The organism is Nocardioides sp. Root151 (genome assembly GCF_001427925.1).
Classification (GTDB): domain Bacteria; phylum Actinomycetota; class Actinomycetes; order Propionibacteriales; family Nocardioidaceae; genus Nocardioides.
In genome coordinates this window covers 65,706-92,157 of record NZ_LMGG01000008.1, presented here as the reverse complement: position 1 = coordinate 92,157, position 26,452 = coordinate 65,706, and the positions used below count along the sequence as shown (strand labels likewise).

30 protein-coding genes are annotated in these 26,452 nt (G+C 69.4%); 15 read left to right on the top strand and 15 right to left on the bottom strand.

Annotated features, from left to right (window positions below):
* Positions 1–130 precede the first annotated feature (130 nt).
* Together ASD66_RS23225 and ASD66_RS23220 are read left to right on the top strand one after the other, a co-directional pair.
* A complete protein-coding gene (locus ASD66_RS23225) occupies positions 131–3,898 on the top strand; it encodes a multifunctional oxoglutarate decarboxylase/oxoglutarate dehydrogenase thiamine pyrophosphate-binding subunit/dihydrolipoyllysine-residue succinyltransferase subunit (protein ID WP_056686361.1) in 3,768 nt (1,255 codons plus the stop codon).
* A 10-nt stretch (positions 3,899–3,908) separates the two neighbouring features.
* Positions 3,909–4,085 carry a DUF6104 family protein gene (locus tag ASD66_RS23220; protein ID WP_235530257.1) on the top strand — a complete coding sequence of 59 codons (177 nt, stop codon included), beginning with the start codon at positions 3,909–3,911 and terminating at the stop codon, positions 4,083–4,085.
* A gap of 93 nt (positions 4,086–4,178) precedes the next feature.
* On the opposite strand, the gene ASD66_RS23215 is transcribed toward ASD66_RS23220, so the two are convergent.
* From ASD66_RS23215 to ASD66_RS23200, 4 genes are all read right to left on the bottom strand, one after another.
* Positions 4,179–4,880, bottom strand: coding sequence for an SDR family oxidoreductase (locus tag ASD66_RS23215; RefSeq protein WP_200950171.1), 702 nt, complete (start codon positions 4,878–4,880; stop codon positions 4,179–4,181).
* The gene (locus ASD66_RS23210) at positions 4,877–5,845 is read right to left on the bottom strand and encodes a zinc-binding dehydrogenase (protein WP_056892416.1); all 969 of its coding nucleotides are present in this window, start codon (positions 5,843–5,845) and stop codon (positions 4,877–4,879) included. The genes ASD66_RS23215 and ASD66_RS23210 overlap by 4 nt, the downstream gene beginning before the upstream one ends.
* 67 nt (positions 5,846–5,912) lie before the next feature.
* The gene (locus ASD66_RS23205) at positions 5,913–7,115 is read right to left on the bottom strand and encodes an NADP-dependent malic enzyme (RefSeq protein ID WP_056892415.1); all 1,203 of its coding nucleotides are present in this window, start codon (positions 7,113–7,115) and stop codon (positions 5,913–5,915) included.
* Between the two features lie 165 nt (positions 7,116–7,280).
* Positions 7,281–7,619: a S24 family peptidase gene (locus ASD66_RS23200; protein WP_056686347.1), complete on the bottom strand. Its 339-nt coding sequence runs from the start codon at positions 7,617–7,619 to the stop codon at positions 7,281–7,283.
* A gap of 64 nt (positions 7,620–7,683) precedes the next feature.
* Between ASD66_RS23200 and sodN the strand changes: the two genes are divergently transcribed.
* The 3 genes from sodN to ASD66_RS23185 all read left to right on the top strand — a co-directional run bounded on the left by sodN (position 7,684) and on the right by ASD66_RS23185 (position 9,767).
* Entirely contained in the window at positions 7,684–8,085 is a 402-nt protein-coding gene (gene sodN / locus ASD66_RS23195) for a superoxide dismutase, Ni (RefSeq protein WP_056686344.1), read from the top strand.
* Positions 8,086–8,587: 502 nt separating this feature from the next.
* Positions 8,588–8,962: an anti-sigma factor gene (locus tag ASD66_RS23190; protein WP_056892414.1), complete on the top strand. Its 375-nt coding sequence runs from the start codon at positions 8,588–8,590 to the stop codon at positions 8,960–8,962.
* A gap of 1 nt (position 8,963) precedes the next feature.
* The gene (locus ASD66_RS23185) at positions 8,964–9,767 is read left to right on the top strand and encodes an RNA polymerase sigma factor SigF (RefSeq protein ID WP_056686339.1); all 804 of its coding nucleotides are present in this window, start codon (positions 8,964–8,966) and stop codon (positions 9,765–9,767) included.
* 19 nt (positions 9,768–9,786) lie between these two features.
* On the opposite strand, the gene ASD66_RS23180 is transcribed toward ASD66_RS23185, so the two are convergent.
* Entirely contained in the window at positions 9,787–10,188 is a 402-nt protein-coding gene (locus tag ASD66_RS23180; protein WP_056686336.1) for a hypothetical protein, read from the bottom strand.
* A 178-nt stretch (positions 10,189–10,366) separates the two neighbouring features.
* Here ASD66_RS23180 and ASD66_RS23175 point away from each other — a divergent pair, with 178 nt between their 5' ends.
* Positions 10,367–10,618, top strand: a complete 252-nt coding sequence (locus tag ASD66_RS23175) for a WhiB family transcriptional regulator (protein ID WP_056686333.1) — start codon at positions 10,367–10,369, stop codon at positions 10,616–10,618.
* A gap of 78 nt (positions 10,619–10,696) precedes the next feature.
* Here the strand turns inward: ASD66_RS23175 and ASD66_RS23170 are convergent, their stop codons facing one another.
* Positions 10,697–12,169 (bottom strand): sensor histidine kinase, encoded by a 1,473-nt coding sequence (locus ASD66_RS23170; RefSeq protein ID WP_056686785.1) that lies wholly within the window; start codon positions 12,167–12,169, stop codon positions 10,697–10,699.
* 109 nt (positions 12,170–12,278) lie between these two features.
* Here ASD66_RS23170 and ASD66_RS23165 point away from each other — a divergent pair, with 109 nt between their 5' ends.
* From ASD66_RS23165 to ASD66_RS23155, 3 genes are read left to right on the top strand one after another with little or no spacing between them, the layout of a single operon-like run.
* Positions 12,279–13,115: a DUF2785 domain-containing protein gene (locus ASD66_RS23165; RefSeq protein ID WP_056686331.1), complete on the top strand. Its 837-nt coding sequence runs from the start codon at positions 12,279–12,281 to the stop codon at positions 13,113–13,115.
* 9 nt (positions 13,116–13,124) lie between these two features.
* Positions 13,125–14,789, top strand: a complete 1,665-nt coding sequence (locus tag ASD66_RS23160) for an acetolactate synthase (RefSeq protein WP_056892413.1) — start codon at positions 13,125–13,127, stop codon at positions 14,787–14,789.
* Positions 14,790–14,791: 2 nt separating this feature from the next.
* The gene (locus ASD66_RS23155; protein WP_056892412.1) at positions 14,792–15,277 is read left to right on the top strand and encodes a GNAT family N-acetyltransferase; all 486 of its coding nucleotides are present in this window, start codon (positions 14,792–14,794) and stop codon (positions 15,275–15,277) included.
* Between the two features lie 2 nt (positions 15,278–15,279).
* Here ASD66_RS23155 and ASD66_RS23150 read toward each other — a convergent pair whose 3' ends face one another.
* The 7 genes from ASD66_RS23150 to ASD66_RS24840 all read right to left on the bottom strand — a co-directional run bounded on the left by ASD66_RS23150 (position 15,280) and on the right by ASD66_RS24840 (position 19,295).
* A complete protein-coding gene (locus ASD66_RS23150; RefSeq protein WP_056892489.1) occupies positions 15,280–15,651 on the bottom strand; it encodes a thioesterase family protein in 372 nt (123 codons plus the stop codon).
* Positions 15,652–15,820: 169 nt separating this feature from the next.
* Positions 15,821–15,895, bottom strand: a complete 75-nt coding sequence (locus tag ASD66_RS25740) for a 50S ribosomal protein bL37 (RefSeq protein WP_396378553.1) — start codon at positions 15,893–15,895, stop codon at positions 15,821–15,823.
* 87 nt (positions 15,896–15,982) lie between these two features.
* A complete protein-coding gene (gene rsrA, locus ASD66_RS23145) occupies positions 15,983–16,246 on the bottom strand; it encodes a mycothiol system anti-sigma-R factor (protein WP_056686322.1) in 264 nt (87 codons plus the stop codon).
* Positions 16,246–16,884 (bottom strand): sigma-70 family RNA polymerase sigma factor, encoded by a 639-nt coding sequence (locus ASD66_RS23140; RefSeq protein WP_056686780.1) that lies wholly within the window; start codon positions 16,882–16,884, stop codon positions 16,246–16,248. Before ASD66_RS23140 ends, rsrA begins: the two co-directional genes overlap by 1 nt.
* A 95-nt stretch (positions 16,885–16,979) precedes the next feature.
* Positions 16,980–17,618, bottom strand: coding sequence for an alpha/beta family hydrolase (locus tag ASD66_RS23135; protein ID WP_056686320.1), 639 nt, complete (start codon positions 17,616–17,618; stop codon positions 16,980–16,982).
* Positions 17,618–18,364: an SOS response-associated peptidase gene (locus ASD66_RS23130; protein ID WP_056892411.1), complete on the bottom strand. Its 747-nt coding sequence runs from the start codon at positions 18,362–18,364 to the stop codon at positions 17,618–17,620. The genes ASD66_RS23135 and ASD66_RS23130 overlap by 1 nt, the downstream gene beginning before the upstream one ends.
* 187 nt (positions 18,365–18,551) lie before the next feature.
* Entirely contained in the window at positions 18,552–19,295 is a 744-nt protein-coding gene (locus tag ASD66_RS24840; RefSeq protein WP_162254308.1) for a hypothetical protein, read from the bottom strand.
* A 196-nt stretch (positions 19,296–19,491) separates the two neighbouring features.
* On the opposite strand from ASD66_RS24840, the gene ASD66_RS23120 reads away from it, so the two are divergent.
* From ASD66_RS23120 to rsgA, 3 genes are read left to right on the top strand one after another with little or no spacing between them, the layout of a single operon-like run.
* Positions 19,492–21,072, top strand: coding sequence for a sigma-70 family RNA polymerase sigma factor (locus ASD66_RS23120; protein ID WP_056892410.1), 1,581 nt, complete (start codon positions 19,492–19,494; stop codon positions 21,070–21,072).
* A gap of 29 nt (positions 21,073–21,101) precedes the next feature.
* A complete protein-coding gene (gene aroA / locus ASD66_RS23115; protein WP_056892409.1) occupies positions 21,102–22,385 on the top strand; it encodes a 3-phosphoshikimate 1-carboxyvinyltransferase in 1,284 nt (427 codons plus the stop codon).
* On the top strand, positions 22,382–23,380 hold the full coding sequence (gene rsgA / locus ASD66_RS23110) for a ribosome small subunit-dependent GTPase A (RefSeq protein WP_056686304.1): 999 nt from the start codon (positions 22,382–22,384) through the stop codon (positions 23,378–23,380). Before aroA ends, rsgA begins: the two co-directional genes overlap by 4 nt.
* Here rsgA and ASD66_RS23105 read toward each other — a convergent pair.
* A complete protein-coding gene (locus ASD66_RS23105) occupies positions 23,377–23,859 on the bottom strand; it encodes a hypothetical protein (RefSeq protein ID WP_056686301.1) in 483 nt (160 codons plus the stop codon). The two genes, rsgA and ASD66_RS23105, sit on opposite strands and share 4 nt — an antisense overlap.
* 55 nt (positions 23,860–23,914) lie before the next feature.
* Here ASD66_RS23105 and hisN point away from each other — a divergent pair, with 55 nt between their 5' ends.
* Positions 23,915–24,817, top strand: a complete 903-nt coding sequence (hisN, locus tag ASD66_RS23100) for a histidinol-phosphatase (RefSeq protein ID WP_082599698.1) — start codon at positions 23,915–23,917, stop codon at positions 24,815–24,817.
* Here the strand turns inward: hisN and ASD66_RS23095 are convergent.
* On the bottom strand, positions 24,750–25,505 hold the full coding sequence (locus tag ASD66_RS23095; RefSeq protein WP_056892408.1) for a hypothetical protein: 756 nt from the start codon (positions 25,503–25,505) through the stop codon (positions 24,750–24,752). The genes hisN and ASD66_RS23095 overlap by 68 nt on opposite strands.
* A gap of 68 nt (positions 25,506–25,573) precedes the next feature.
* Between ASD66_RS23095 and ASD66_RS23090 the strand changes: the two genes are divergently transcribed.
* Together ASD66_RS23090 and ASD66_RS23085 are read left to right on the top strand one after the other, a co-directional pair.
* Positions 25,574–26,005, top strand: coding sequence for a CBS domain-containing protein (locus ASD66_RS23090; protein ID WP_056686296.1), 432 nt, complete (start codon positions 25,574–25,576; stop codon positions 26,003–26,005).
* A gap of 13 nt (positions 26,006–26,018) precedes the next feature.
* On the top strand, positions 26,019–26,393 hold the full coding sequence (locus tag ASD66_RS23085; protein ID WP_056892407.1) for an FKBP-type peptidyl-prolyl cis-trans isomerase: 375 nt from the start codon (positions 26,019–26,021) through the stop codon (positions 26,391–26,393).
* Positions 26,394–26,452 lie beyond the last annotated feature (59 nt).

Below are 26,452 nucleotides of genomic sequence, written 5' to 3'. Positions count from 1 at the left end.
TCAATGGTGATACCGGCAACACCTTGCCCGAGAAGGGAGACCAGCCTCTGCATTTGTTGCCGGGTGGGTCTAGCCTTGACGCTTGTATCGACACCCCGCAAATGCCGCACCGGAAGAGGCGAACCAAGCCGTGGCTGAGTCTTCTCAGAACAACCGACTTATCGACTTCGGAGCCAACGAGTGGCTCGTTGACGAAATGTTCGAGCAGTACCAGAAGGATCCGGCCAGCGTGGGCCCGGAATGGACCGCATACTTCAAGGATCAGGGCGGCTCCAACGGGGCCGCTCCCGCATCCGGAGACGCCTCCGCGCCGGCCTCACGGACGACCGCACCGACCGCGTCCGCCCCGGCCGCGGCACCCTCCCAGCCCGCGCAGCAGGCTGCGGCGGCTCCCGCCGCGGCAGCGCCTGCGGCAGAGACACCCGCGGCCGACTCCGCGACGCCGGCTCCGGTGGCCAAGCCCCGCCCGGTGAGCAAGCCGGTCGAGCCCGCCAAGGGCACCGCGAACCCCGAGCCGCGTGACCCCAAGCCCAGCGAGCCGAGCGAGCCGACCGACGAGCCGAAGCACACCGTGCTGCGCGGCATCGCGGCCGCCACGGCGAAGAACATGGACGTCTCCCTCCACGTCCCGACGGCAACCTCGGTGCGCAACGTCCCGGTGAAGCTGCTGTGGGACAACCGCGTGGTCATCAACAACCACCTCAAGCGCGCCCGTGGTGGCAAGGTCTCGTTCACCCACCTCATCGGCTACGCGATCGTCAAGGCGATCCGCTCGATGCCGGAGATGAACAACTCCTACACCGAGACCAACGGCAAGCCCACCATGGTCACGCCGGCGCACATCAACCTCGGGCTGGCCATCGACCAGCAGAAGCCCGACGGCACCCGCCAGCTCGTCGCCCCCTCCATCAAGGCGACCGAGTCGATGGACTTCGCCGGCTTCTGGACGGCGTACGAAGCGATCATCCGCAAGGCCCGCGACAACAAGCTGTCGATGGACGACTACACCGGCACCACGATCAGCCTGACCAACGTCGGTGGCCTCGGCACCAACAACTCCGTCCCCCGCCTGATGGCCGGCCAGGCCGCGATCATCGGCGTCGGGTCGATGGACTACCCGCCGGAGTTCCAGGGCGCGTCCGAGGAGACGCTGACCCGCAACGCGGTCAGCCGCATCCTCACCATCACCTCCACCTACGACCACCGGGTCATCCAGGGTGCCCAGTCGGGTGAGTTCCTGCGCCGGCTGCACCAGCTGCTGCTGGGCGAGGAGGGGTTCTACGACGAGATCTTCCGCTCGCTGCGCATCCCCTACGAGCCGATCCGTTGGGGCAACGACATCGCCACCAACCACGATGACGAGATCAGCAAGCAGGCCCGCATCCTCGAGCTGATCCACGCCTACCGGGTGCGCGGTCACATGATGGCCGACACCGACCCGCTCGAGTACCGCCAGCGCAGCCACCCCGACCTCGAGATCGAGTCGCACGGGCTGACCCTGTGGGACCTCGACCGCGAGTTCGCCACCGGCTCGTTCGGTGGCGAGGGCCGCCGCTTCATGCGCCTGCGCCAGATCCTCGGCATCCTGCGTGACTCCTACTGCCGCACCATCGGCATCGAGTACATGCACATCCAGGACCCCGAGCAGCGTCGCTGGATCCAGGAGCGCGTCGAGCAGCCGCACGTGAAGACGCCCCGCGAGGAGCAGCTGCGGATCCTGCTGAAGCTCAACCAGGCCGAGGCCTTCGAGACCTTCCTGCAGACCAAGTTCGTCGGCCAGAAGCGGTTCAGCCTCGAGGGCGCGGAGACCACCGTGCCGGTGATCGACGAGATCTGTGAGGCAGCGGCCGAGTCGGCCCTCGACGAGGTCTGCATCGGCATGGCCCACCGTGGGCGCCTCAACGTGCTGGCCAACATCGTCGGCAAGAAGTACTCCCAGATCTTCCGCGAGTTCGAGGGCAACATCGACCCGCGCACCGTCCAGGGATCCGGCGACGTGAAGTACCACCTCGGCGCCGAGGGTGAGTTCCTCTCGGGCCTCGGCGACAGGATCAAGGTCTCCGTGGCCGCGAACCCGTCGCACCTCGAGGCCGTCGACCCGGTGCTCGAGGGCATCGCCCGCGCCAAGCAGGACGTCCTCGACCGGGGCGCCGAATACCCCGTGCTCCCGCTGCTCGTGCACGGTGACGCGGCGTTCGCCGGTCAGGGTGTCGTCGCCGAGACGCTCAACCTGTCGCAGCTGCGCGGCTACCGCACGGGCGGCACGATCCACCTGGTGGTCAACAACCAGGTCGGGTTCACCACCTCCCCCGGTTCGTCGCGCTCCTCGCTCTACTGCACCGATGTCGCCCGCATGGTGCAGGCGCCGATCTTCCACGTGAACGGCGACGACCCCGAGGCCTGCATCCGCGTGGCGCGTCTGGCCTTCGAGTACCGCCAGGCGTTCCGCAAGGACGTCGTCATCGACCTGGTCTGCTACCGCCGTCGCGGTCACAACGAGGGTGACGACCCGTCGTACACCCAGCCGTTGATGTACGACCTGATCGAGCAGAAGCGGTCGATCCGCAAGCTCTACACCGAGTCCCTGATCGGTCGTGGCGACATCACGATCGAGGAGGCCGAGACCGTGCTGCGCGACTACCAGCAGCAGCTCGAGCGGGTCTTCACCGAGGTGCGTGAGGCCAAGAGCTCGCCCGACGAGTGGACCACCGTTCCGGACTACCCGGAGAAGCCCGCGGGCGAGGCGGTCACCAAGATCAGCCAGGACGTCCTCAAGCGCATCTCCGACGCCTACGTCACGCCGCCGGAGGGCTTCACCGTTCACCCGAAGGTGATGCCGCAGCTCCAGCGTCGCGCCACGGCGATCACCGAGGGCCCGATCGACTGGGGCACCGGCGAGATCCTGGCATTCGGCTCGTTGCTGATGGAGGGTCGTCCGGTGCGTCTGGCCGGCCAGGACTCACGTCGCGGCACGTTCGTGCAGCGGTTCGCCACCATCATCGACCGCACCAACGCCGACGAGTGGACCCCGCTGAGCACGCTCACCGAGGACCAGGCCCGCTTCCACGTCTACGACTCGCTGCTCTCCGAGTACGCCGCCCTCGGCTTCGAGTACGGCTACTCCGTGGCCCGTCCCGACGCCCTGGTGCTGTGGGAGGCCCAGTTCGGTGACTTCGTCAACGGCGCACAGACCGTCATCGACGAGTTCATCACCGCCGGTGAGGCCAAGTGGCGCCAGCAGTCGGGCGTCGTACTCCTCCTGCCGCACGGCTACGAGGGCCAGGGCCCCGACCACTCGTCGGCCCGCATCGAGCGGTTCCTGGCGATGTGTGCCGAGGACGCCATGGTCGTGGCACAGCCGTCGACGCCCGCGTCGTACTTCCACCTGCTGCGCCGGCACTCGCTGGGTGAGGAGCACCGACCGCTGGTGGTCTTCACACCCAAGTCGATGCTCAAGCGCAAGGAGGCGGCCTCGCAGCCGGCCGACTTCACGCAGGGGTCGTTCCAGGGCCTGATCGGCGACGACCAGGCCGACCCGAACACCGTCGACACGCTGCTGCTGTGCTCGGGCCGGGTCACCTGGGACCTCATGGTCGACCGGGGCAAGCGCGAGAACGGCAACCGTTTCGCGATCGCCCGCGTCGAGCGCCTCTACCCGTCACCCGACGAGCAGATCGCCGACGAGATCAAGAAGTTCCCGAACCTCAAGACGGTCCGCTGGGTGCAGGACGAGCCGCAGAACATGGGCCCGTGGCCGCACTACGCGCTCAACGTCTGGAACAAGCTCGGCATCGAGGTCCAGCCGATCACCCGGGCCGCTTCGTCGGCGCCCTCGGTGGGCGTGGCCAAGCGGCACCAGGAAGAGCAGCGCAACCTGCTCGACCGTGCCTTCGAGTGAGCTGAACCAGATGTACTTCACCGACCGCGGCATCGAAGAGCTCGAGAAGCGTCGGGGTGACGAGGAAGTCACCCTGGCGTGGGTCGCCGACCGGTTGCAGGAGTTCACCGACACGTTCCCGGAGTTCGAGACACCCGTCGAGCGGCTGGCCACCTGGCTGGCCCGCCTCGACGATCCGGAGGACTAGGACACGCCCTGGTTCCAGACGCAGAACGGCCCCGCGACTCGATGAGCCGCGGGGCCGTCTTGCTTGTCTGCCGATCAAGCCGTGCTCAGCAGGTCAGCCCTGTCGTGGAGCCGGCCGGATCGTCACCTCGGGGATCGTCGCGTCCCCCGGCAGGTCGAGCACGTGGACGATCGTCCCGGCCGCGGTCTGCGGATCGATCCAGTTGCTCGCGTCGTACGCCGCCCCCTCCTGCTCGTGCACCTTCTGCTGCATCGCCGTCGCCGTACGTGAGGGGTAGACGGTGGTGACGCGTACGCCGTTCCCCTGCTCCTCGGCACGCAGGGCGTCGGCGAACGCGCGCACCCCGAACTTCGAGGCGGCGTAGGCCGACCAGTGTGCGTTCGCCGTGAGACCGGCGGAGGAGTTCACGACGAGCACCAGGCCACGCGCAGCACGCAGCGCCGGGAGACAGGCCTTGGTGAGCAGCATCGGGGCCACCAGGTTCACGTCGAGCTGCGCGCGAAGGTCGTCCACCTCGAGCTCCGCCACCGGACCCAGCTCGACGACACCCGCGATGTGCAGCACGCTGTCGAGGGCATCGGGCAGGCCGGTCAGCGACTTCTCCAGGGAGGCAGGGTCGGCGAGGTCGGCCACGAACACGTGCGCCTTGGGGAACTCGCGTGACAGGTCGTCGGCACGCTGCGCCGAGCGGGCGGGCAGCCACAACTCGTCGCCGCGACCGGCGAGGATGCGGGCGACCGCCGCACCGATCCCCGAGCCGGCGCCGGTGACCAGGTGCCGGCCCGGTGCCGTCATCGGGTGAGGACGATCTTGCCGAACACGTCACCCTTCGCCATTGCCGCGAAGCCCTCACCTGCGTCGGCCATCGGGATCTCACGGTCGATCAGGGGGCGGGTGCCGGTGGCGTCCAGCATCTGGGTCAGGGCGGCCAGCTCACGGCTGGTGCCCATCGTCGAGCCGACCACGCTCAGCTGGAGGAAGAAGATGCGGGTCAACTCGGCGTCGTCGAGCTGCGGGCCGGACGTCGTACCGCTGATCACGATCCTGCCACCGGGTCGCAGGGCCCGGATCGAGTGGGACCAGGTGGCGCGGCCGACGGTCTCCATGACCGCGTCGACCTTCATCGGCAGCCGGGCGTTGGACTCGAAGACCTCGTGGGCGCCGATCTCGAGGGCGCGGGTCCGCTTGGCCTCGTCACGGCTGGTGGCCAGCACCTTCAGGCCGCCGGCACGAGCCAGCGTGATCAGCGCGGTGGCCACGCCGCCGCCGGCGCCCTGCACCAGCACGCTGTCGCCGGCCTTGAGCCCACCCTGGGTGAAGAGCATGCGGTACGCGGTGAGCCAGGCGGTCGGCAGGCAGGCCGCCTCGGCGAACGACATCGAGGCGGGCTTGGCGATCACGTTGCGCCTCGGCACGATCACCTTGTCGGCAAAGGTGCCCTGGTGGCGCTCGGAGAGCAGGGAGCGCTTCGGGTCGAAGGTCTCGTCGCCGGACCAGTCCGGGTCGCTGACGACGGCGTGCACGAGCACCTCGTTGCCGTCCTCGTCGAGACCCGCGGCGTCGCAGCCGAGGATCATCGGCAGCGACTCCTCGCGGAGCCCGACCCCGCGCAACGACCAGAGGTCGTGGTGGTTGAGCGAGGCTGCCTTGACGGTGACCGTCGTCCAGCCATCAGGGGCGACCGGGTCGGGACGCTCCCCGACCACCAGGCCGCTCAGCGGATCCTCGGACGAGAACTTCTCTGCATAGACCGCAAACATGACCCGAGCCTAGCGAGGTGTGGAGCCTTGCCGGCTGGGTGGTCAGTCGCTGGTCAGTCGGTGGTGGTCAGTCATCCGTGATGCGGGCGACTCCGTCGCGACGAGCCGCCTCGGCCACCGCGGCCGCGACCGCCGGGCCGACCCGCGGGTCGAACGGCGAGGGAATGATGCAGTCCTCGGTGAGCGCGTCGCCGACGAGATCGGCCAGCGCCTCGGCGGCGGCCAGCTTCATGCCCTCGGTGATCGCCCGGGCGTGCACGTCGAACGCGCCCCGGAAGATGCCCGGGAAGGCCAGCACGTTGTTGATCTGGTTGGGGTAGTCGGACCGGCCGGTGGCGACCACGCGGGCGTGCCGGTGGGCGACGTCGGGGTGCACCTCGGGCGTGGGGTTGGCCAGGCCGAAGATGATCGCGTCGGCCGCCATGGTCGCCACGATCTCCTCGGGAACGTTGCCACCGGAGACACCGATGTAGACATCGGCGCCCTTCATGACGTCGGCCAGGCTGCCCGTGCGACCGAAGTTGTCTGCGGTGTCGCGGGCGAGGTCCTGCTTGACCTGGGTGAGGTCGGAACGCTCGGAGTTGAGCACGCCCTGCCGGTCGATGACGGCGATGTCCTTGATGCCCGCCTCGAGCATGATCCGGGTGACCGCCACGCCCGCGGCGCCGGCACCGGAGATCACGACGCGGGTCGTCTCGGCGAGGCGCCCGGTGAGCTTCAGCGCGTTCTTCAGGGCGGCCAGGGCGACCACGGCGGTGCCGTGCTGGTCGTCGTGGAAGACGGGGATGTCGAGGCGGTCCTTGAGCCGTTGCTCGATCTCGAAGCAGCGCGGCGCAGAGATGTCCTCGAGGTTGATGCCGCCGAAGGACGGCGCCATGCGGGCCACGGTCTCGACGATCTCGTCGACGTCGGTGGTGGCCAGGCAGATCGGGATCGCGTCGACGCCGCCGAACTGCTTGAACAGCACCGCCTTGCCCTCCATCACGGGCATGGCTGCGGCCGGTCCGATGTCGCCCAGGCCCAGGACGGCCGTTCCGTCGGTGACCACGGCCACCGTGTTGGGCACCCACGTGAAGTGGCGGGTCATCTCGGGGTCTTCGGCAATCGCCTCGCAGACGCGGGCCACACCCGGCGTGTAGGCGAGCGACAACTCGTCGGCCCCGGCCAGCTCGACCCGGGAGCGGATCTCCATCTTCCCGCCGACGTGCAGGTCGAAGACGGGGTCGCCCGCGAACGGGTGCTCCGCGTTGTCGTTCACAGAGGAAGGCATGACGGACTTTCGTAAGAGAGTGCGGTGTGGGCGGGCCCAGCTCGACGCGTCAGAGGTGGTTCGCGGAACTTGTCGGACCAGGGGGTCTCCCTGCCGGTCATCTTGTCATAACCCGGGCGCGCACAGAATGGCGATTCCTTCCGTGCCGAAGAAGTGAGACGCGCGTCACCGCCGCAGGATCGGCCACACCCGGCGCCGTACGACGCCCAGCACCGCCTCGGCCGGCACGACCCCGCGGTGCCGGGAGTCGATCCCCTCCCCCGGGTTGTCGCTGAGCAGCCACCAACCCGGATCGCCCGAACGGGTCTGGCGGGCCCCGTCGACCCGCTTGACCACGAGGGTGCCGTCGACGAACCGGGCCACCACGACGTCGCCGGGCCCCACGGGTACGTCGTAGCGCACGAGGACCCGATCTCCGTCGCGCAGGCCCGGCTCCATCGACCTGCCGCGGACGACGGCGATGCCGAACCGGCCAGTGACACCCGCCTGCCGTCCTCTGCCCATGCGGAGTAGTGTCGCAGTCAGCTCAACCGTCAACGTTCATCTGTCGAAGGAGAGGACGCCAAGCATGCTTGCGCGACTGTTCGCCCCCACCGTCGAGGTCCAGGCCCACTGCGACTTGCCCTGTGGTGTCTACGACCCCGCCCAGGCCCGTATCGAGGCCGAGTCCATCAAGGCCGTCATCGGCAAGCTCGCCGACAACGACGACCCGGACTTCCGCACCCGCGCGGTCCTGATCAAGGAGCAGCGCTCCGAGTTGGTCAAGCACCACCTCTGGGTGCTGTGGACCGACTACTTCAAGCCCCCGCACTTCGAGAAGTACCCGCAGCTGCACACGCTGGTGAACGAGGCGACCAAGCTTGCCGGCGCGACCGGCACCAAGGGCTCCATGGACGCCGAGGTGGCCGACCAGCTGCTCGCCAAGATCGACGAGATCGCCGAGATCTTCTGGGAGACCAAGAAGGCCTGAACGATCTCGACGGAGTCGAGCCGTTCAGGCCTTCGCCGTCCAAAGGAAGGGTGTCGCGCGCCAGCGCGGCACCCTTCACCGTTTCCGGCACCACGGGCGGTCGGCCGTTCAGGCCTTCGCCGTCCAAAGGAAGGGTGTCGCGCCCCAGCGCGGCACCCTTCACCGTTTACCTGCACCACGGGCGGGTCGGCCGTTCAGGCCTTCGCCGTCCAAAGGAAGGGTGTCGCGCGCCAGCGCGGCGCCCTTCTCCGTTTACCGGCACCACGGCCGGGTCGGCCGTTCAGGCCTTCGCGTTCACTTGAACATACAGTTCAGACCCGGGGACCATCGTCTGAGCGTGCGTTGCCCCCGTCGTACGGCGAACTGTGTGTTCAGGTGAACGCATTGCTCCGTGCCCGACGCCTTGGCGACAAGTGAAGGCCCGGCGATCGTGACCATCCGGCGAAGAGGTCGTCGAGCCGGGCTCCGCCCGCACGAGCGGAGCAGGCGATATGTTGTCCGCATGCGACCCGATGTCGAGCTCCGACTTCCCGTAGACAGCGCCTACGTGTCCGTGCTGCGGGCCACCACGGTGAGCCTGGCCGCCCGGCTCGACTTCACCCTCGATGACATCGAGGACCTCCGCATGGCCGTCGGCGAGGCCTGCGCCATGGTGCTGCCCTCCGCGACCGAGGGCACCGACCTGACCTGCCAGTTCTTCATGAAGTCCGGCGAGGTCACCATCACGATCACGGTGCCCAGCACCACGGCAGATCTGCCGGAGGAGGACGGCTTCGCGTGGCAGGTGCTCAGCGCCCTGACCACGCACGCCGATCTGTCGACCGGTGACGGCACGCTCGCGGTGACGATGACGATGAACTCGACGGTCGACGCCTGACATGAGTGCCGAAACCGGGGGACCCCCACAGCGCATGCCGCTGGCGGAGATCAAGGCAGCCAGTGCTGCGCTCTTCGACAGGGTGGCTGACGACGGCCTGAGCGAGGCCATGCGGTCCGGAGCCCGCGACGACCTGGTGCGCCTGCACCTGCCGTTGGTGGAGCACTGCGCACGCCGTTTCCGCAACCGTGGCGAGCCGTTCGAGGATCTCGTCCAGGTCGGCACCATCGGGCTGATCAAGGCCGTCGACCGTTTCGACACCGACCGCGGGGTGGAGTTCTCGACGTACGCCACCCCGACGATCATCGGCGAGATCAAGCGGCACTTCCGCGACAAGGGCTGGGCGATCCGGGTTCCCCGGCGCCTCCAGGAGCTCCGCATGCAGATCAGTGCGTGCACCGCCGAGCTCAACCAGTCGCTGGGCCGCTCCCCCACGCCGTCCGAGCTGGCCGGGGCGATCGGCTGCTCGGTCGAGGAGGTCATCGAGGGCATCGAGTCGAGCAACGCCTACTCGACGCTGTCCCTCGACGCCGGCAGCGACAGCAGCGAAGAGGGTTCGCTGAGCATGCTCGACACGATGGGCATCGACGACGAGGGCCTCGAGCACGTGGAGCTCCGCGAGTCGCTGAAGCCGTTGCTCGAGCAGCTGCCACCCCGCGAGAAGAACATCTTGATGCTGCGGTTCTTCAAGAACATGACGCAGTCCCAGATCGCCACGGAGGTCGGGGTCAGCCAGATGCACGTCTCACGACTGCTCAGCAAGACCCTCGACCACCTGCGTGAGGCACTGGCCGACTCGAACTGAGCCCTCGGCCAGGTGACGTTCAGTCGACCTCGGCGCCGTCGTCGTCCGCGAGGAAGTCGATGCTGGCCGGGTGCAGGGCTCCGACCAGCACGATCAGCGCCACCACGAGCAGGCCGATGGCCACCCCGGTCGTCTCACCGCCGCGGAAGCTCCAGGCCATGCCGAGCAGGAGCAGCTGGGTGAGCACGATCGGGCTGCGCGCCCAGGACCCGCCCCGGTTCATGGACCACGCGGCCCAGAGCAGGAAGACGCCGTACCCGCCGAAGAACAGCGCGGTGGTCAGACCCATGGTCAGGCGCTCCGTGGAGACGTTGAAGAGCTCCAGGACGCCGTACCCGAGCATTGCCACGCCCTCGACCCCGGTCAGGCTGGCTGCGACGGTCAGGGGCGCCGGAGTTGCGCTGTCGGGGAGGGTGCTCACGGGTAAAAACCATACTTGTGACCAAAGTGACCCCGGTAAGGGGTTGTCACGGGGTCCAGTTCTTGCGAATCTATTGCGTGCGCCTTGAACAGGTTCGCGAGAGCCTGCGCGCACACCGAACTTTTACGCAACGATCCACAGGTCGTTGACGCCGCTAGTGAAAAGGAAGTCCCCCGCCATGGATTGGCGCCATCGCTCCGCATGCCTCGATGAGGACCCGGAGTTGTTCTTCCCGATCGGCAACACCGGTCCCGCGATCCTTCAGATCGAGGAGGCCAAGCAGGTGTGCCGACGCTGCGAGGTGCGCGAACAATGCCTCGCCTGGGCCCTCGAGGCGGGACAGGACCACGGCGTCTGGGGTGGACTCGGTGAGGACGAGCGTCGCGCGCTGAAGCGCCGCAACGCCCGGGCTCGCGTCCGCACTGCGTAGTCGCGGCCTCAGGTCTGCTTTCGGTCACCGGGCCTCGGCACGTTTCGAATGCGCCGAAAGCACGCCCGAGACCAGGGTTCACTCAATCGGAAGATCGATCTGGACCCGCGTGCCGTGCTGCAACGGCGCGTGCGCGGCTCCCATGTCGAGCACTCCGGCCAGCTCCGACTCGACCAGGGTGCGCACGATCGACAGGCCCAGGTTGACGGTTCCGTCGAGGTCGAAGCCGTCGGGCAGCCCCTGCCCGTCGTCCTCGATCGTGACGTGCAGCCGACCCACGATGCGCCTGGCGTCGAGGGTGATGCGGCCCGAGTCGCCGGTGGAGTAGCCGTGCTCGACCGCGTTCTGCAGCAGTTCGGTGATCACCATGGCCAGTGCCGTGGCGGCCTCTGAGGCGAGCACTCCGAAGGTGCCGGTCCGTACGACGCGCACCGACTCCCCCACCGCACTGACATCGGTGACCATGCGTCCCAGGCGGTCGGCGATCTCGTCGAACTCGACGTGCTCCTCGACGGCCTGGCTCAGGGTCTCGTGGACGATGGCGATCGACCCGACCCGGCGTACGGCCTCTTCGAGCGCGGCCTTGGCGTCTGGTGTGTCCATGCGTCGGGCCTGCAGTCGCAGCAGCGCGGCCACGGTCTGCAGGTTGTTCTTCACCCGGTGGTGGATCTCGCGGATCGTGGCGTCCTTGGTGACCAGCTCACGGTCGCGCCGCCGCAGGTCGGTGACGTCACGCAGCAGGATCAGCGCTCCGATGTGCTCGCCTGCCGGTCGCAGCGGAATGCTGCGCGCGATCACGGCGGCGCCGCTGCCGGTGATCTCGGCATCCTTGTGGAGGTGGCCGCCGAGCACGGAGCTGAGCGTCTCCTCATCGGGTCGCTTGCGAGGCGGCACGAGCTGCCGGGTCAGATCGGTCAGCACGTGTCCGACCAGGTCACCCGTGTGGCCGAGCTTCCGGTAGACGCTGAGGGCGTTGGGTGAGGCGTAGGTGACGATGCCGGTGAGTCCCACGCGGATGAAGCCGTCGCCGACCCGGGGTGTGTCGGCGTGGTCGCTGCGCTCGCCGGCCGAGGGAAACAGGCCCTGGCTGATCATCTGGGTCAGGTCGGCCGCGGTCTGCAAGTAGGAGAGCTCGAGCCGGCTCGGCGTCCGCACGCCCAGGAGGTTGGTGTTGCGGGCGACCACCGCGATCACCCGGTCGCCACGACGGACCGGGATCGTCTCGACCCGCACCGGCACGTCGTCGCGCCACTCCGGGTCGCCCTCGCGGATCACCCGACCCTGTGCGAAGGCCATGTCGAGCATCGGTCTGCGGTTGACCGGCACGAACGTGCCCATGACGTCGTCGAGGAGCGCGGTCGGACCCGTGGTCGGGCGCATCTGGCCGCCGGCCCAGAATCCCTTGCCCTCGTGGTCAGGCAGCCACAGGACCAGGTCGGCGAAGGAGAGGTCGGCGATGATCTGCCAGTCGGCCATCAACCGCTGCAGCCAGGCCAGGTCGCCGGAGTCGAGGTCCGTGTGCGCCTTGGCCAGTTCATCGAGAGTGGGCACTGCGCCAGAGTAGTGGTCATCGCCGGACGTGCCACGGATGCTGTCCAGCATCGTTCATGCCCGGAGGCTCGTCACGGCGACCGGTCGACCTACTGGCAGACTGGCGCGCATGGCGTCAACGATCTGGGAACACGTGCTCACCCACGATCTGGCCGTGCCGACCGATCGCCCCCTCGCCGAGCTGACCACAGAGCTCACCACCATGCTCGGCAGCACCGATCCGGTGCAGCGCGACACGACCGCCTACCAGGTCCTGGCCACCTGGATCGAGCGCGGTGTGTACGACGACCTGCTGGTCGGACTCGGCGACGGAATGGCCGCCGGCCTCGACGTCGGGATCGGCGAGAGCGGCACCGACACCGTGTTCCGCCGAAGCTTCTCCGCGCTGGTTCTCGCCGAGTGCCTCGACCGGGGCAACAACATCGGGTTGTCCTCGTCGAAGGTGCTGGAGTGGGGTGACCGCATCGCCAGCTGGTACGTCCGCGAGCAGGACCTGCGCGGTTTCGTCGAGGGCAAGGGCTGGGCCCATGCCGCGGCGCACGGCGCCGACGCGATCGGCATCCTCGCCGGCTCGCCGCACTTCACGTCCAACGAGCTCACCGTGCTGCTCGACGTGCTGGCGGACCGACTGCTCCTGCCCAACGCCGAGCTGCTGGTCTGCGGCGAGCCGGACCGGATGGCCGAGGCCACCGCGATCGTCCTGCGCCGCAACCTGGTCCCGATCGGGGTGCTCGAGGCCTGGATCGCGCGGCTGGCGAACGCCGCAACGGCCAGCGGAGGCGAGGGAAACCCGTTCCTGACGACGTTCAACGCGCAGTCGTTCCTGCGTGCCCTCTATCTCAAGATCGCCTTCTCGACCCCGGCGCCCGAGCTGCGGGCCGATCTGTTGCTCGTCCTCATCGACCGGCTGCGCGAGTCGAACCCACACCACCTGGGTGATGGCTAACCTCTGGTTATGAGTGACGAGAGCGGATCGTTGACCGGCCACGGCGGCGAGCTCGCCGTGCATGTGGCCCGCGCCCACGGCGTCGAGACCATGTTCACCCTCTCCGGGGCCCATGTGTTCCCGATGTACGACGGCGCGGTGAAGGCCGACCCGCCGATGCGGCTGGTCGACGTACGCCACGAACAGACGGCGGCGTTCGCGGCCGAGGCGACCGGCAAGCTCACTCGCGTTCCCGGCCTGGCCGTGCTGACCGCCGGCCCCGGTGTCACCAACGGAGTCAGCGCGATCGCACAGGCCCAGTTCGCCGGCTCCCCCATGGTCGTGGTGGGCGGTCGCGCGCCGGCCAACCGCTGGGGCACCGGCAGCCTGCAGGAGCTCGACCAGCCGCCGATCATCGCACCGGTGGCCAAGCACGCGCGCACCCTGCCGACTGTCGGAGACATCGCGGGCGGCATCGACGACGCGTTCGCAGCCGCCCGTTCCCCGCATCGGGGCCCGGCCTTCGTCGACGTGCCGATGGATGAGTTCTTCAACTCGGCGACGAGCGACTTCACCGGCGTGCGGCGTACCGACCCGGCGGTCGCGGACCCTGAGTCGGTCACCGGCATCGCCGAGCTGATCGGTCGTGCGCAACGGCCGGTGCTGGTCCTGGGCACCGACGTGTGGGCCGACGGGGCCGACGTGGCCGCCCGCAGCTTCGTCGAGGCCATCGGCATCCCGACGATCACCAACGGCATGGGTCGCGGCGTGGTCCCCGGCGGACATCCCCTGCTGGTGACCAAGGCCCGCGGCCAGGCACTGGGCACCAGCGACCTCGTCGTCGTGGTGGGCACGCCCCTCGACTTCCGGCTCGGCTACGGCGTCTTCGGCGGCAAGGACGGTGCGCCGGTCGCAGAGGTCGTGCACATCGCCGACTCGGAGGCGCAGGTCTCCGGACACGCCACGCTCGCCGGGTCGGCGTACGGCGACCTGTCGTTGCTCTTCGAAGCCCTGGTCGATGCCATGCACCAGGTGGTGCGCAAGCCCGACTGGTCGCCGTGGGTCTCGGCGCTGCAGCAGGGCGTGGCAGCGGCCGTCGAGCGCGACAGCGCGCTGCTCTCCGCCGAGGCCGACCCGATCCACCCGGCTCGGATCTACGGCGAGCTGGTGCCGCGACTGGCCGACGACGCGGTCGTGATCGGCGACGGTGGCGACTTCGTCAGCTTCGCCGGCAAGTTCGTCGAGCCCAAGCAGGCCGGGTGCTGGCTCGATCCCGGGCCCTACGGCTGCCTGGGCGCCGGACTCGGCTCCGCGATGGCGGCCCGCATCGCCCGCCCCTCCTCCCAGGTCGTGCTCCTGCTCGGCGACGGCGCGGCGGGCTTCTCGCTGATGGACGTCGACTCGCTCGTGCGCCAGGACCTCCCGGTCGTGATGGTCTGCGGCAACAACTCCGCATGGGGCCTCGAGAAGGGCCCGATGCAGATGCTCTACGGCTACGACGTGGCCGCCGACCTCGCACCGCGCACGCCGTACGACGAGGTGGTCAAGGCCTTGGGCGGCGCCGGCGAGACGGTGAGTGATCCCCGTCAGATCGGTGCCGCGATCGACCGCGCCTTCGCCTCCGGTGTGCCCTACCTGGTCAACGTGATCACCGACGTCGAGGCGGCCTACCCCCGCGCCACGTTCGGCATCTGAGCATGGAGGTCAGGGAGGCGCACGCCGCCGAGCTCAGTCGCATCGGCGAGCTGACCGCGGCGGTGTACGTCGACGAGGGGTACATCCATGCCACTGCCGAATACGTGGCCGAGCTGAAGGACGCGCAGGCGCGAGCCACCGGAGCCGAGCTGCTGGTCGCGGTCGACGAGGGCCTGCTCCTGGGGGCTGTGACGTACTGCCCCACCGGGTCGAAGTGGCGCGAGACGGCCGAGGACGACGAGGGTGAGTTCCGGATGCTCGTGGTCGCTCCCACCGCACGAGGTCGCGGTGTCGGCCGTGCCCTGGTGGCTGCCTGCCTCGACCGTGCTCGTGCCGGCGGGCTTGCCGGCGTACGCCTCTCGTCGCTGCCGACCATGAAGTCGGCGCACCGGCTCTACGCCGCCCTCGGCTTCACCCGGCTCCCGGAGGCGGACTGGTCGCCGGTCGAGGGCATCGACCTGCTGGCGTTCGGCCTGCGCTTCAGCTGAGGTCAGAGCCGGGACAGGAACTTCTCGGCGTCGACGACGACCCGGGTGACCTCGCCGTTGCCGACCAGCTTGCCGCCGTCGCGCGCGGAGACCGCGAAGCGCACCAGCCGCCCGTCGACGTACGACGACGAGGCGGTGACCACCACCTCGGCGCCGACCTTGCTGGCGGCCAGGTGCTCCAGGGAGACACGGGTGCCGACCGAGGTACTGCCCTCGGCCAGCGTGGGCTCGATCGCCGCGCAGGTGACCGCCTCACACCAGGCCAGCAGCCGCGGTGTGCCGAGGACGGCAAGGGAGCCGCTGCCGACCGCGAGCGCGGTGTCGTCGTCGGTGACGGTGAAGGTCAGGGCGGCGGTGAGGTCAGCGGTCGACATGCAGTGAGTCTCGCGCACCATGCGCGCCGACGGCCAACGGCGTACTCAAGAATTGCCGGTTCGAGGCGCAAGAGTTGCAGGCTCGCGCATCAAAAACCCACGGTTCGCGACAAATGAACGAACCCCCTCGCCAAAGGGATTGGCTCGGGGGTTCAGCAGGCCTGACGAATCAGGCGTTGGGGCGCTTGCCGTGGTTCGCGCCCTTCTTCTTGCGCGAGCGGCGCTTGCGTCCGGTCTTGCCCATGGTTTCCTCCTGGAGATCTGCGGCGGCCATTGTCGCAGTAAAGCCACCCGGGCCGCGAATCGGCCCGGACACTTCACTCGTCGTGGGTCACTGTTCGGTGATCCGGACCTGCACCTGGCGCAACTGCACGAGCACCCGCTCACGCAGGCCCTGCGGCGCCGACTCGGAGCACGAGCGGGCCACGACGGCCTTGACGGTGCGCTCGAGGTCGTACTTCGCGAGGCACGGTCCACACTCGTCGAGGTGCTGGCGGACGACCGAGCAGTCGGCCTCGTCGAGCTCGTTGTCGATGAGGTAGACGATGCGCTCGAGGAAGTCCGAACAGTCTTCGGTCTCGTTCTGCCCGGTCATCACTCGTCACCTTCCGGGGCGGACTTCAGCAGGTAGTTGTCGCGGACGTAGCCCGACAACATGTCGCGCAACTGGCGCCGGCCGCGGTGCAGCCTGGACATCACGGTGCCGATGGGTGTCTCCATGATCTCGGCGATCTCCTTGTAGGGGAACCCCTCGACGTCGGCGAGGTAGACCGCGAGGCGGAACTCCTCGGGGAGACGCTGCAGCGCGTCCTTCACCTGGGAGTCGGGGAGATGCTCGAGGGCTTCCATCTCCGCCGACTTGAGCCCGGTCGAGGAGTGTGACTCCGCGCGGGCGAGCTGCCAGTCCTCCACGTCTTCGGCCATCGACTGCTGCGGCTGGCGCTGCTTCTTGCGATAGGTGTTGATGAACGTGTTGGTGAGGATGCGGTAGAGCCAGGCCTTGAGGTTCGTGCCGGGCTTGTACTGGTGGAAGGCGGAGTACGCCTTCGCGAAGGTCTCCTGGACCAGGTCCTCGGCGTCGGCCGGGTTGCGGGTCATCCGCATCGCGGCCGAGTAGAGCTGGTCGAGGAAGGGCATGGCGTCGCGCTCGAACCGCATCGAGCGCTGCGCGTCGGTCTCGTTGGCGATGTCGACCTCGGTCATGTCGACATCGGTCGTCAGGGATTCAGTCATCGCCTCCCAGACTACCGGGGCGGCGGGACGTTCGAGTACGGCGATCACATAGTCCAGAACAGAACCGGACCGTGGTTGATTCCCGGAGGGCCGGATCAGCGCCCGGTGACCTCCCGGACGATCCACTCCAGGGTGGCCTCCACGATCATCGCGGTGACGTCGTCACCGCTCAGGGGTGCGGCCTTGCCGACCCGCAACGAGTGGTCGGCGTAGGGCACCTCGAGCAGCTCGGTGCCCGCCGGGAACTCCTCGGGCCGGCCCATCGGGTCACGGGCGCCCTGCACGACCAGCAGCGGCACCTTCACGCCGAGCAGCTCGTCGACCCGGCTCTTCTCCGGCCGCCCCGGTGGGTGCAACGGGAACGACAGGGCCAGTACGCCGGACGCCCCCAGGGCGCGCGACGAACGGGCCGCCGAGCGTGCCCCAGCGGAGCGGCCGCCGAGGATCAACGGGGTTCGCGGCCGCAGGTGGTCCGCGGCGAGCTTCAGGGCCACGTCGAGGGTGGGCGGGGCGGTCGCGACCTTCTTTCCGGCCACCTTCCACGGCTGCTCGAGGCGGTGCACCGTGATGCCCTGGCCGGGCAGGGCCTTGGCCAGTGCCTCCAGGTCGGGAGTGTCGATCCCGGCACCGGCGCCGTGGCTGAGCAGCAGTGTGGCGACCGGGCGACGGGAGCGTGAGGACACCAGCCGTGCGTCGCCGTACGGCGTGGGCAGCATCTTCTCGACGTTGACCATCACTCCACCCCTTCGACGGGCAGCGGCTCGATGAGCTCAGGGCCGTTGTTGCGCACGTTGCTGACCAGGGTCGAGACCGGGAACGCCTCGAGTCGCCCGGGGGCTGCGGGTTCGAGCAACGACAGCAGGTCGTCGGTCGACTTGCTGGTCGGGTCGAGCCAGTCGCTCCAGCGGTCGGCGGGCACCATCAACGGCATGCGGTCGTGGATCCGGCCGAGCGAGTCCTCCGCGTCGGTGGTGATCACCGTGCACGTCCAGCGGAACGGCGCCGGGTCGTCGTCGGCCCGGGACGGGTCACGCCAGATCTCGTAGAGCCCCGCCATGGCCAGCACCCCGCCGTCCTGCGGGCGGATGAAGTAGGGCTGCTTCTTCGGCTTGCCGGACTTGGTCTGCTCCTCGGTCTTGTACCACTCGAAGTAGCCGTCGGCGGGCAGCAGGCAACGCCGCGAGGCGAAGGCACGGCGGTACGCCGGCTTCTCGGCGACGGTCTCCATGCGCGCGTTGATCATGCGGTTGCCGATCGAGGCCTCCTTGGCCCACGACGGGATCAGACCCCACGTCAGGACGCGCAACTGGCGCTGCTGCGGACGCTCTTCCTTGGCGGGCCGTTCGAGGACGGCGTACACGTCCTTGGTCGGGGCCACGTTGTAGTCGGCCTCCAGCGGCTCAGGGACCAACGACTCCTGGACCTCGAACTCCTCGATGAGGTCCTCGGGCTGGCGCGACGAGGCATAGCGTCCACACATGCGCCGAGACTATCCGTGCACGACGAAGGAGTGCACGGATAGTAGCGAGGCGGGTCGAGCAAGCCCCGCGACCGAGCTTGCGAGGTCGCGACGGGCGGGTCGAGGCACCGAGGAGCCGACCACCCGCACACGGTGGTCGGCGCCTCCCCGAGCCGAGTTCCCCCCCGCAGGTTCAGGTACGGCAGGTTCAGGTGCGGCAGAGCTCGTCGAGCAGTGCGGCTGCCGCGCGGTCGGTCGAGGGCAATCCCTCGATCCAGATCCTGGTCGGGTGGTCGGCCATCCCCAGCAAAGTGCGCACGAGCGCCACACGGCGACCCAGTTGCGCGTCCCTATCCACGACCACCACGACCCGGTTCGTGCCGGAGCGACCGATGGTCTCGGTGCCGCTGAAGACAGTTCGCGCAGCGTCCCCGAGGCGGGAAAGCCTCATTGCTCGCGTGAACTGGTCGGCACCGTGACCCGGCCGCTCCTCCGGGATCTCCATCACCACGAGGGCGTGGGTCTCCTCGATTCCCGCAGCGTCCCGTCCGAGCTGTCCCCGGTACAGCTCCGACAGGCGGCTGCGGATGTGCGCCAGACTGGCCAGACCCGTGAGCGGGTCCTCGCAGGACAGCTGGTGCAGGTAGGCCAGTGTCGACTCGCTCCATGCCATGGACAGCGCACGGATGTCGTCAAAGGCCGGTTCCCCTCCCGTGACGGCACGACTGGTCTGGCCCAGTTGGTCGAGCGCCTCGTCGAGCGAGGCTCCGTCCCTGGCCAGAGCCCGTCCTGCCACTTCACAGGCTTCAGCGGAGCCTGATCCCGAGGCGAGAGCCTCTCCCACTGCTTCGAACGGCGCCGGCAACCCCAGCCGTACGCGTTCGTCCAGTGAGCCCATCGCCTCGGGACCATCCGTGTTGCTTCGTCGCACCAACGTGTCGAAGAAACCCACGGCCCTGCTCCCCTCGGTTCGTCATGCTCGACGTTCTCGTGACCTTGAAACGGGGCGGGGCGGGCTTCATGACGCGGTTTCGCAAAACTTTCTCCCGGGCACGTCTGCCCCGGCAGCTCCGGGGCCCGCGCGGCCGGGTCCGCAGAGGACTACGCTGAACAGCGTCATCAATTGCGAACTGGATCGTTGGACAACCGTGAGCACCACACTTCCCGAACTCGAGGAACTGGGCGATGCCGAGCTGATCTCGGCCGTCCGGGGTGGCGACACGTCCGCATACGGCCAGTTGTTCGAGCGCCACGTGGGCGCGGCCCGCCGCCTGGCCCGCCAGCTGATGAGCCCCTCCGACGCCGACGACCTCGTCTCCGACGCGTTCACCAAGGTGCTCAAGGTGCTCCAGGGCGGAGGCGGCCCCGACGTCGCGTTCCGCGCCTACCTGCTCACCGCCGTACGCCGACTCCACGTCGACCGGATCCGTGCCGGGTCGCGGCTGCACACCACCGACGACCTGGAGCCGTTCGACCCCGGGGTGCCGTTCCGCGACACCGCCGTCGAGGGGTTCGAGAACGCCGCGGCCGCCAAGGCGTTCGCCTCGTTGCCCGAGCGGTGGCAGCTGGTCCTGTGGCACACCGAGGTCGAGGGCCAGAAGCCCGCCGAGGTGGCCGCCCTGCTGGGCATGAGCCCCAACTCCGTGTCGGCACTTGCCTACCGGGCCCGCGAGGGCCTGCGGCAGGCCTTCCTCAACTCCCACGCCGAAGAGCTCGAGGCGCCCGAGTGCCGCTGGACCCACGACCACCTCGGCGCCTACGTGCGCCAGGGCGTGGCCAAGCGCGACGCCACCCGCATCGAGAAGCACCTCGACGAGTGTCGTGGCTGCATGGCGATCTACCTCGAGCTGACCGAGGTCAACTCGAACCTGGGCGCCCTGCTGGCGCCGCTCCTCCTGGGCAGCTCCGCCGGCATGGCCTACCTCGCCGGCGCCGGATCGCTGGCCACCAAGGGCTTCCTGCTTCTCTTCGTCGACCGGATCAAGGACTTCGTCGCCGCCAACACCCAGGTGGCGGCCGTCAGCGGGGTCGTCGCGGTGACCGCCGTCGCCGGGGTCTCGTTCGCGGTCATGTCCGGTGGCGACGACCCGGCCCCCGCCGCGCGGGACCGGGCCGAGGCACCGGCCACCACCGACAGTCCTTCACCGACGGCCACCCAGCCGGCGCCAGCACAGTCCAAGGCCCCGCCGAAGGCCAAGGTGCCAGCTCCTGCGCCCGTGACGTCGGCGCCACCGGTGACCTCGACGGCCCCGACGACCGAGCCGTCCGTCGTCCCACCGACCAGTGCCGCGCCGCCCGTCGACTCCCCCGCCCCGCCGCCGAAGGACGAGCCGAAGCCAACGGACAAACCCACGGAGCAGCCCCCGCCACCGCCGCCACCACCACCGCCACCGCCACCGGTGGCCGACCTGACGATCACCGCCTCCGCTGAGCGGCTCGCCGCCTCGACGATCTGGAAGGTCACCTCCACGGTCAGCCACGGTCCGGCCACCCTCCAGATCACCAGCGACAACCCGGTGCTGGTCCTCGACCTCCTCGACGGACGGTGCAGCCGCATCGGTGTGGGCAACTTCAGCTGCAGCGTCGGCGCGGACGGCCCGGAGACCTTCGACCTGACCGCGATGAAGGTGTTCACCACCAGCACCCTCACCTTCACGGTGACCCCCGACGACGGCACCGAGGACGCCGACCCCGGCAACAACACCCAGACCGTCCTGCTGGCTCCGTGACGCCAGCGCCGGGTCGATACCCTTCCCCCGTGACGACACCTGATCCCTGGCCCGCACCACGCGCCCTCGAACCCGTCGAGGCCACCGTCTCCCTGCCCGGGTCCAAGTCGCTGACCAACCGCGCCCTCGTACTGGCCTCCCTGGCCGACGGCCCGTCCGTCGTACGCCGCGCGCTGCGCTCGCGCGACACCGAGCTGATGGCGACCGCCCTCACCTCGCTCGGCGCCGACATCGACACCACCGGCGACGACTGGAGCGTCACCCCCGGCGCGTTCGACCGTGACGCCGCCGTCGACTGCGGCCTGGCCGGCACCGTCATGCGCTTCGTGCCTCCGGTGGCCGGACTGTCCAGCGGCACGATCGCGTTCGACGGCGACGCCCACATGCGCAACCGCCCCATCGGCGAGGTCCTGACCGCCCTGCGTGGGCTCGGCGTCGACATCTCCGACGGAGACCGGCTCCCGTTCACCGTCTCCGGTCACGGCAGCGTCCGCGGCGGGACGGTCGTGGTCGATGCCTCGGCGTCCTCCCAGTTCATCTCCGCACTGCTGCTCGCGGGCGCCCGTTACGACGAGGGGCTCGACGTCCGCCACGACGGCAAGCCGGTCCCGTCCCTCCCCCACATCGACATGACGGTCGCCATGCTGCGCCAGCACGGTGTCGAGGTCGACGACTCCGACGCCAACCGCTGGGCCGTGGCACCCGGCCCGATCCGTGCGGTCGACCACGAGATCGAGCCCGACCTCTCCAACGCCGCACCGTTCCTCGCGCTGGCCGCGGTCTCCGGTGGCTCCGTGACGGTGCGCGACTGGCCGGAGAGCACGACACAGGCCGGAGACGCCCTGCGCGACATCCTGGAAGCCATGGGTTGCGAGGTCACCCGCTCCGAACACGGTCTGACCGTCACCGGAACCGGCACGCTGCACGGCGTCGACCTCGACCTGCACGACGTCGGCGAGCTGGCACCGGCGATCGCGGCCCTGTGCGCATTGGCCGACTCGCCCTCGCACCTGCGCGGCATAGCCCACATTCGCGGCCACGAGACCGACCGGCTGGCTGCCCTCGCCGCCGAGCTCGGCAACCTGGGCGCGGATGTCACCGAGCACCCCGACGGGTTGTCGCTGCGCCCCGCTGCCCTGCACGGCGGCGTGTTCCGCACGTACGCCGACCACCGCATGGCGCACGCCGGTGTCATCCTGGCCGCCGCCGTCGACGGCGTGCTCGTGGAGGACATCGCCACCACCTCGAAGACCTTCCCCGACTTCGCTGCGTTCTGGGCCGGCCTGCTGCCGGCAGGGGCTGGTCGCCCGTGAGTGGCCGCTACTCCGACCAGGACATCGAGCACTACGACCGACCGCGTCGCCGTACCCGGCCGCGGACCAAGGACCGCCCGTCGTACGACGACGCGGTCGAGGCCGTCGTGATCACGGTCGACCGGGGCCGCTTCACCCTCAACTACGAGGGCAGACGGGTGATGGCGATGAAGTCGCGCCCACTGGGTCGCAAGGGTGTGGTCGTCGGTGACCGGGTCCGGGTCGTGGGCGACATGTCGGGCAACGACGGCTCACTGGCCCGCATCGTCGAGGTCTGCGAACGCTCCACCACCCTGCGCCGCACCGCCGACGACGACGACCCCGTCGAGCGGGTCATCGTGGCCAATGCCGCGCAGCTCGTCGTGGTGGCCGCTCTGGCCGACCCGGAGCCGCGCCCGCGCCTGATCGACCGGGCCCTCGTGGCGGCGTACGTCTCGGGCATGCAGCCGATCCTGTGCCTGACCAAGTCCGACCTGGCCGACCCCGAGACGCTGCTGTCGACGTACCGCTCCCTCGGCGTCCCGTACGTCGTCACTCAGCGCGGCGGCGACGTCGGGCCAGTGCGCGACGTGCTCAGCGGCACCACCAGCGTGCTCGTCGGACACAGCGGCGTCGGCAAGTCGACCCTGGTCAACGCCCTGGTGCCCGACGCGATGCGCGAGGTCGGCGTGGTCAACGCGGTCACCGGCCGGGGGCGGCACACGTCGACGTCGGCGTACATGCTGGCCCTGCCTGATGACGACGGGTGGATCATCGACACGCCCGGCATCCGCTCGTTCGGCCTGGCCCACGTGCAGCCCGAGGACCTGATCGGCGCCTTCCCGGACCTCGAGGAGATGATCGACGAGTGCCCGCGCGGCTGCACGCACGGCAGCGGTGAGCCGGAGTGCGGGCTCGACACCGCCATGGAAGCAGGCGACCTCGACCCCGAGCGGGTGGAGTCGTTCCGGCGGCTGCTGGCCTCGCGTGAGGGCAGCCCGGACCAGGAGCGCTAGCCGCCCCAGACCAGGCGGGCGCCCTGCTCACCGGTCTGGAAGGTCGTGGCGATCGCCGCGATCGCGAAGATGACCAGCATCGACACCATGGTCCACTCGATGATCGGGGCGTGCTTGCCGCGCGCCCCACGTCCGGAGACCAGGGCCGAGGGGCCACCCAGTGCCCACGCGCCCAGCAGGACCACGAAGAAGAACACGATGGTCACCCAGAACAGGATGTTGGCCTGCTCCTGGTGGAAGCGGAACCGGTCGGCGTTGGCACCGGCGTCGACCATGCTCGCCTTGAGGTTGCGGCCGGAGAACCAGGCGGCCAGGACCGCGATCAGTGCGGCGGTCTGCGCGCCGACCATCGGCCAGCGGGTCGACCAGCGCCAGCGGGGCACCACGGCGTAGGTCGCGGCCAGCACAGCGGCCACGGGAACGAGCACGACCGCCGCGTGAATGATCAGGGGGTGTGCAGGCAGGCCGTTGATCTCCATGCCCTGAACCCTAGGGCACGACCAAGCCAAACCCGCAGAGGAATAGCCTGTGTCCATGGCCACCGACTACACCGACGACCTTCGCCTGGCGCACGTCCTGGCCGATGACGCCGACTCCCTGACCCAGGCGCGATTCAAGGCGCTCGACCTGCACGTGATGAGCAAGCCCGACCTCACGCCGGTCACCGACGCTGACCAGGCTGTCGAGGAGGGCATTCGCCGTACGCTCTCTCGGGTGCGTTCCCGCGACGCGGTCGTCGGCGAGGAGCAGGGCACCACCGGGCACAGCCAGCGTCGCTGGGTGATCGACCCGATCGACGGCACCAAGAACTTCGTCCGCGGCGTGCCGGTCTGGGCGACGTTGATCTCGCTGGTCGTCGACGACGAGGTCGTGCTGGGCGTGGTCTCCGCACCGCAGCTGCAGCGCCGGTGGTGGGCCTCCCGGGACAACGGCGCCTGGACCGGCCGCTCCCTGTTGAAGGCGACCCAGATCCACACCTCCGACGTACGCCGCCTCGAGGACGCCTCACTGGCCTACTCCTCGCTCTCCGGGTGGGAGGAGCGCGGCCGGCTCGAGGACTTCCTGTCGCTGACCCGTCGCTGCTGGCGCACCCGTGCGTACGGCGACTTCTGGTCCTACATGCTGGTGGCCGAGGGCGCCGTCGACATCGCCGCCGAGCCCGAGCTGGAGCTCTACGACATGGCCGCCCTCGACATCATCGTGCGCGAGGCCGGTGGCCAGTTCACCTCGTTGGGCGGCACTCCCGGTCCCTTCGGTGGCAACGCGGTGGCCAGCAACGGGCACCTCCACGAGGCCGCACTGGCCTTCCTGGGGTCGTCCGACACGACCGACGAGGGCCGGCCCCCGCAGGGCGGCTCGGTGCACGACCTCAGGTCACGCCGTCGGACACCCGCGGACCAGGACGTGCGTCCGGAGGACGAACCCCCGCTGGGCTGACGACCGTCCCGCGCCATCGTGTGAACCGTGCCAGCAGCCACGGCGCGACGAGCAGCGCGACCAGGTCGAACCAGCCGTAGCCGCCCGCGGCTCCCGAGGGCGGGTTCCCGATCCCGATCCCGAGGATCGGGTCGTGCGCCTGCCACGCCCAGTTGCCCAGCCCGGTGCCGAGCAGCTCGAGGTGGCTGACCACGACGAACGCACCGACGTACACCTCGCGCGACGGCCCCCAGAGCAGGAACCCGGCCAGGCAGAGGAACCAGAAGAACCCGAGCGCGTCGCCCTCGGCCAGGCCCGCCCCGGCCCACACGCCGCCGACCAGCACCACGGCGTAAGACGCATGCGTGAGGTGGCGACGCACGAACGGCGTGTGTCCCAGCGCCCAGGCCGAGAGATAGACGAGGCCGTGGCCCGGTGGCACGTAGGCCGGCACGTTCTCGAACCGGTAGAGGTAGACCTCCAGCGTCGGCGAGAAGACGAACTCGATCACCGTCGCGAACGCGACCACCACCAGTGCCTGCGTACGGACCAACGGCGTGAACCAGCGCAGTGCCAGCACGAGCACCAGCCAGGTGCCGAGGCCCAGTCCGCGTTGCAGCCACAGGCCTCCCCCACCGTCGGCCCGGTCGAGCAGGAGCACGACGGAGAGCCACCCCATCAGGAGCACCGGCGTCCGCACTGTGTTCACGGGCCTACCCAACCACCTCGTCGGACCACTAGCGTGACTGGTGTCACACCAAGAGACCGGGAGGTCCCATGCGCATCAATGACGTGCTCCACGGCAAGTCACGACAAGACGTCGTCACCATTCGCCCCGACGCCACCGTGCGGGAGCTGGTCGGCCTGCTGGCCAAGCACAACGTAGGGGCCCTGATCGTCAGCAACGACGGCACCTCGGTCGACGGGATCGTCTCGGAGCGCGACGTCGTACGACGCCTGCACAGCGACCCCGCCGTGCTGGAGGCCACCGTCGACACGATCATGAGCACCCAGGTGCAGACCTGTGAGGGCACCACGCCCGTCGACCACCTCATGCAGGTGATGACCGAACACCGGATCCGCCACGTGCCCGTGCTCACCGACGGAGCCCTGACTGGCATCATCTCCATCGGCGATGTGGTGAAGAGCCGCATCGGCGAGCTCGAGTTCGAGCGCGACCAGCTCGACAACTACCTGCACCAGACCTGAGAGGCAACACGCTGTGAGCACTGAGAAGCCCGAGATCGATTTCGTCGACCCCGAGCCGCCGACCGACCTGGTCATCACCGACCTGAGGGAGGGCGACGGCGACGAGGCGACCGCCGGCTCGACCGTGTCGGTGCACTACGTGGGTGTGGCCCACTCCACCGGCGAGGAGTTCGACGCGTCCTACAACCGCGGCGCGCCGCTGCAGTTCCGCCTCGGCGTCGGCCAGGTCATCTCCGGCTGGGACACCGGCGTTCAGGGCATGAAGGTCGGCGGCCGCCGCCAGCTCGTCATCCCGCCGCACCTGGGGTACGGCGACCGCGGTGCCGGCGGCGTGATCAAGCCCGGCGAGACGCTGGTCTTCGTCGTCGACCTGATCGGCGTCTCCTGAACTGACAGCTCAACGACGGCCCGCTCCCCACCAGGGGGCGGGCCGTCGTCGCTTGTCCG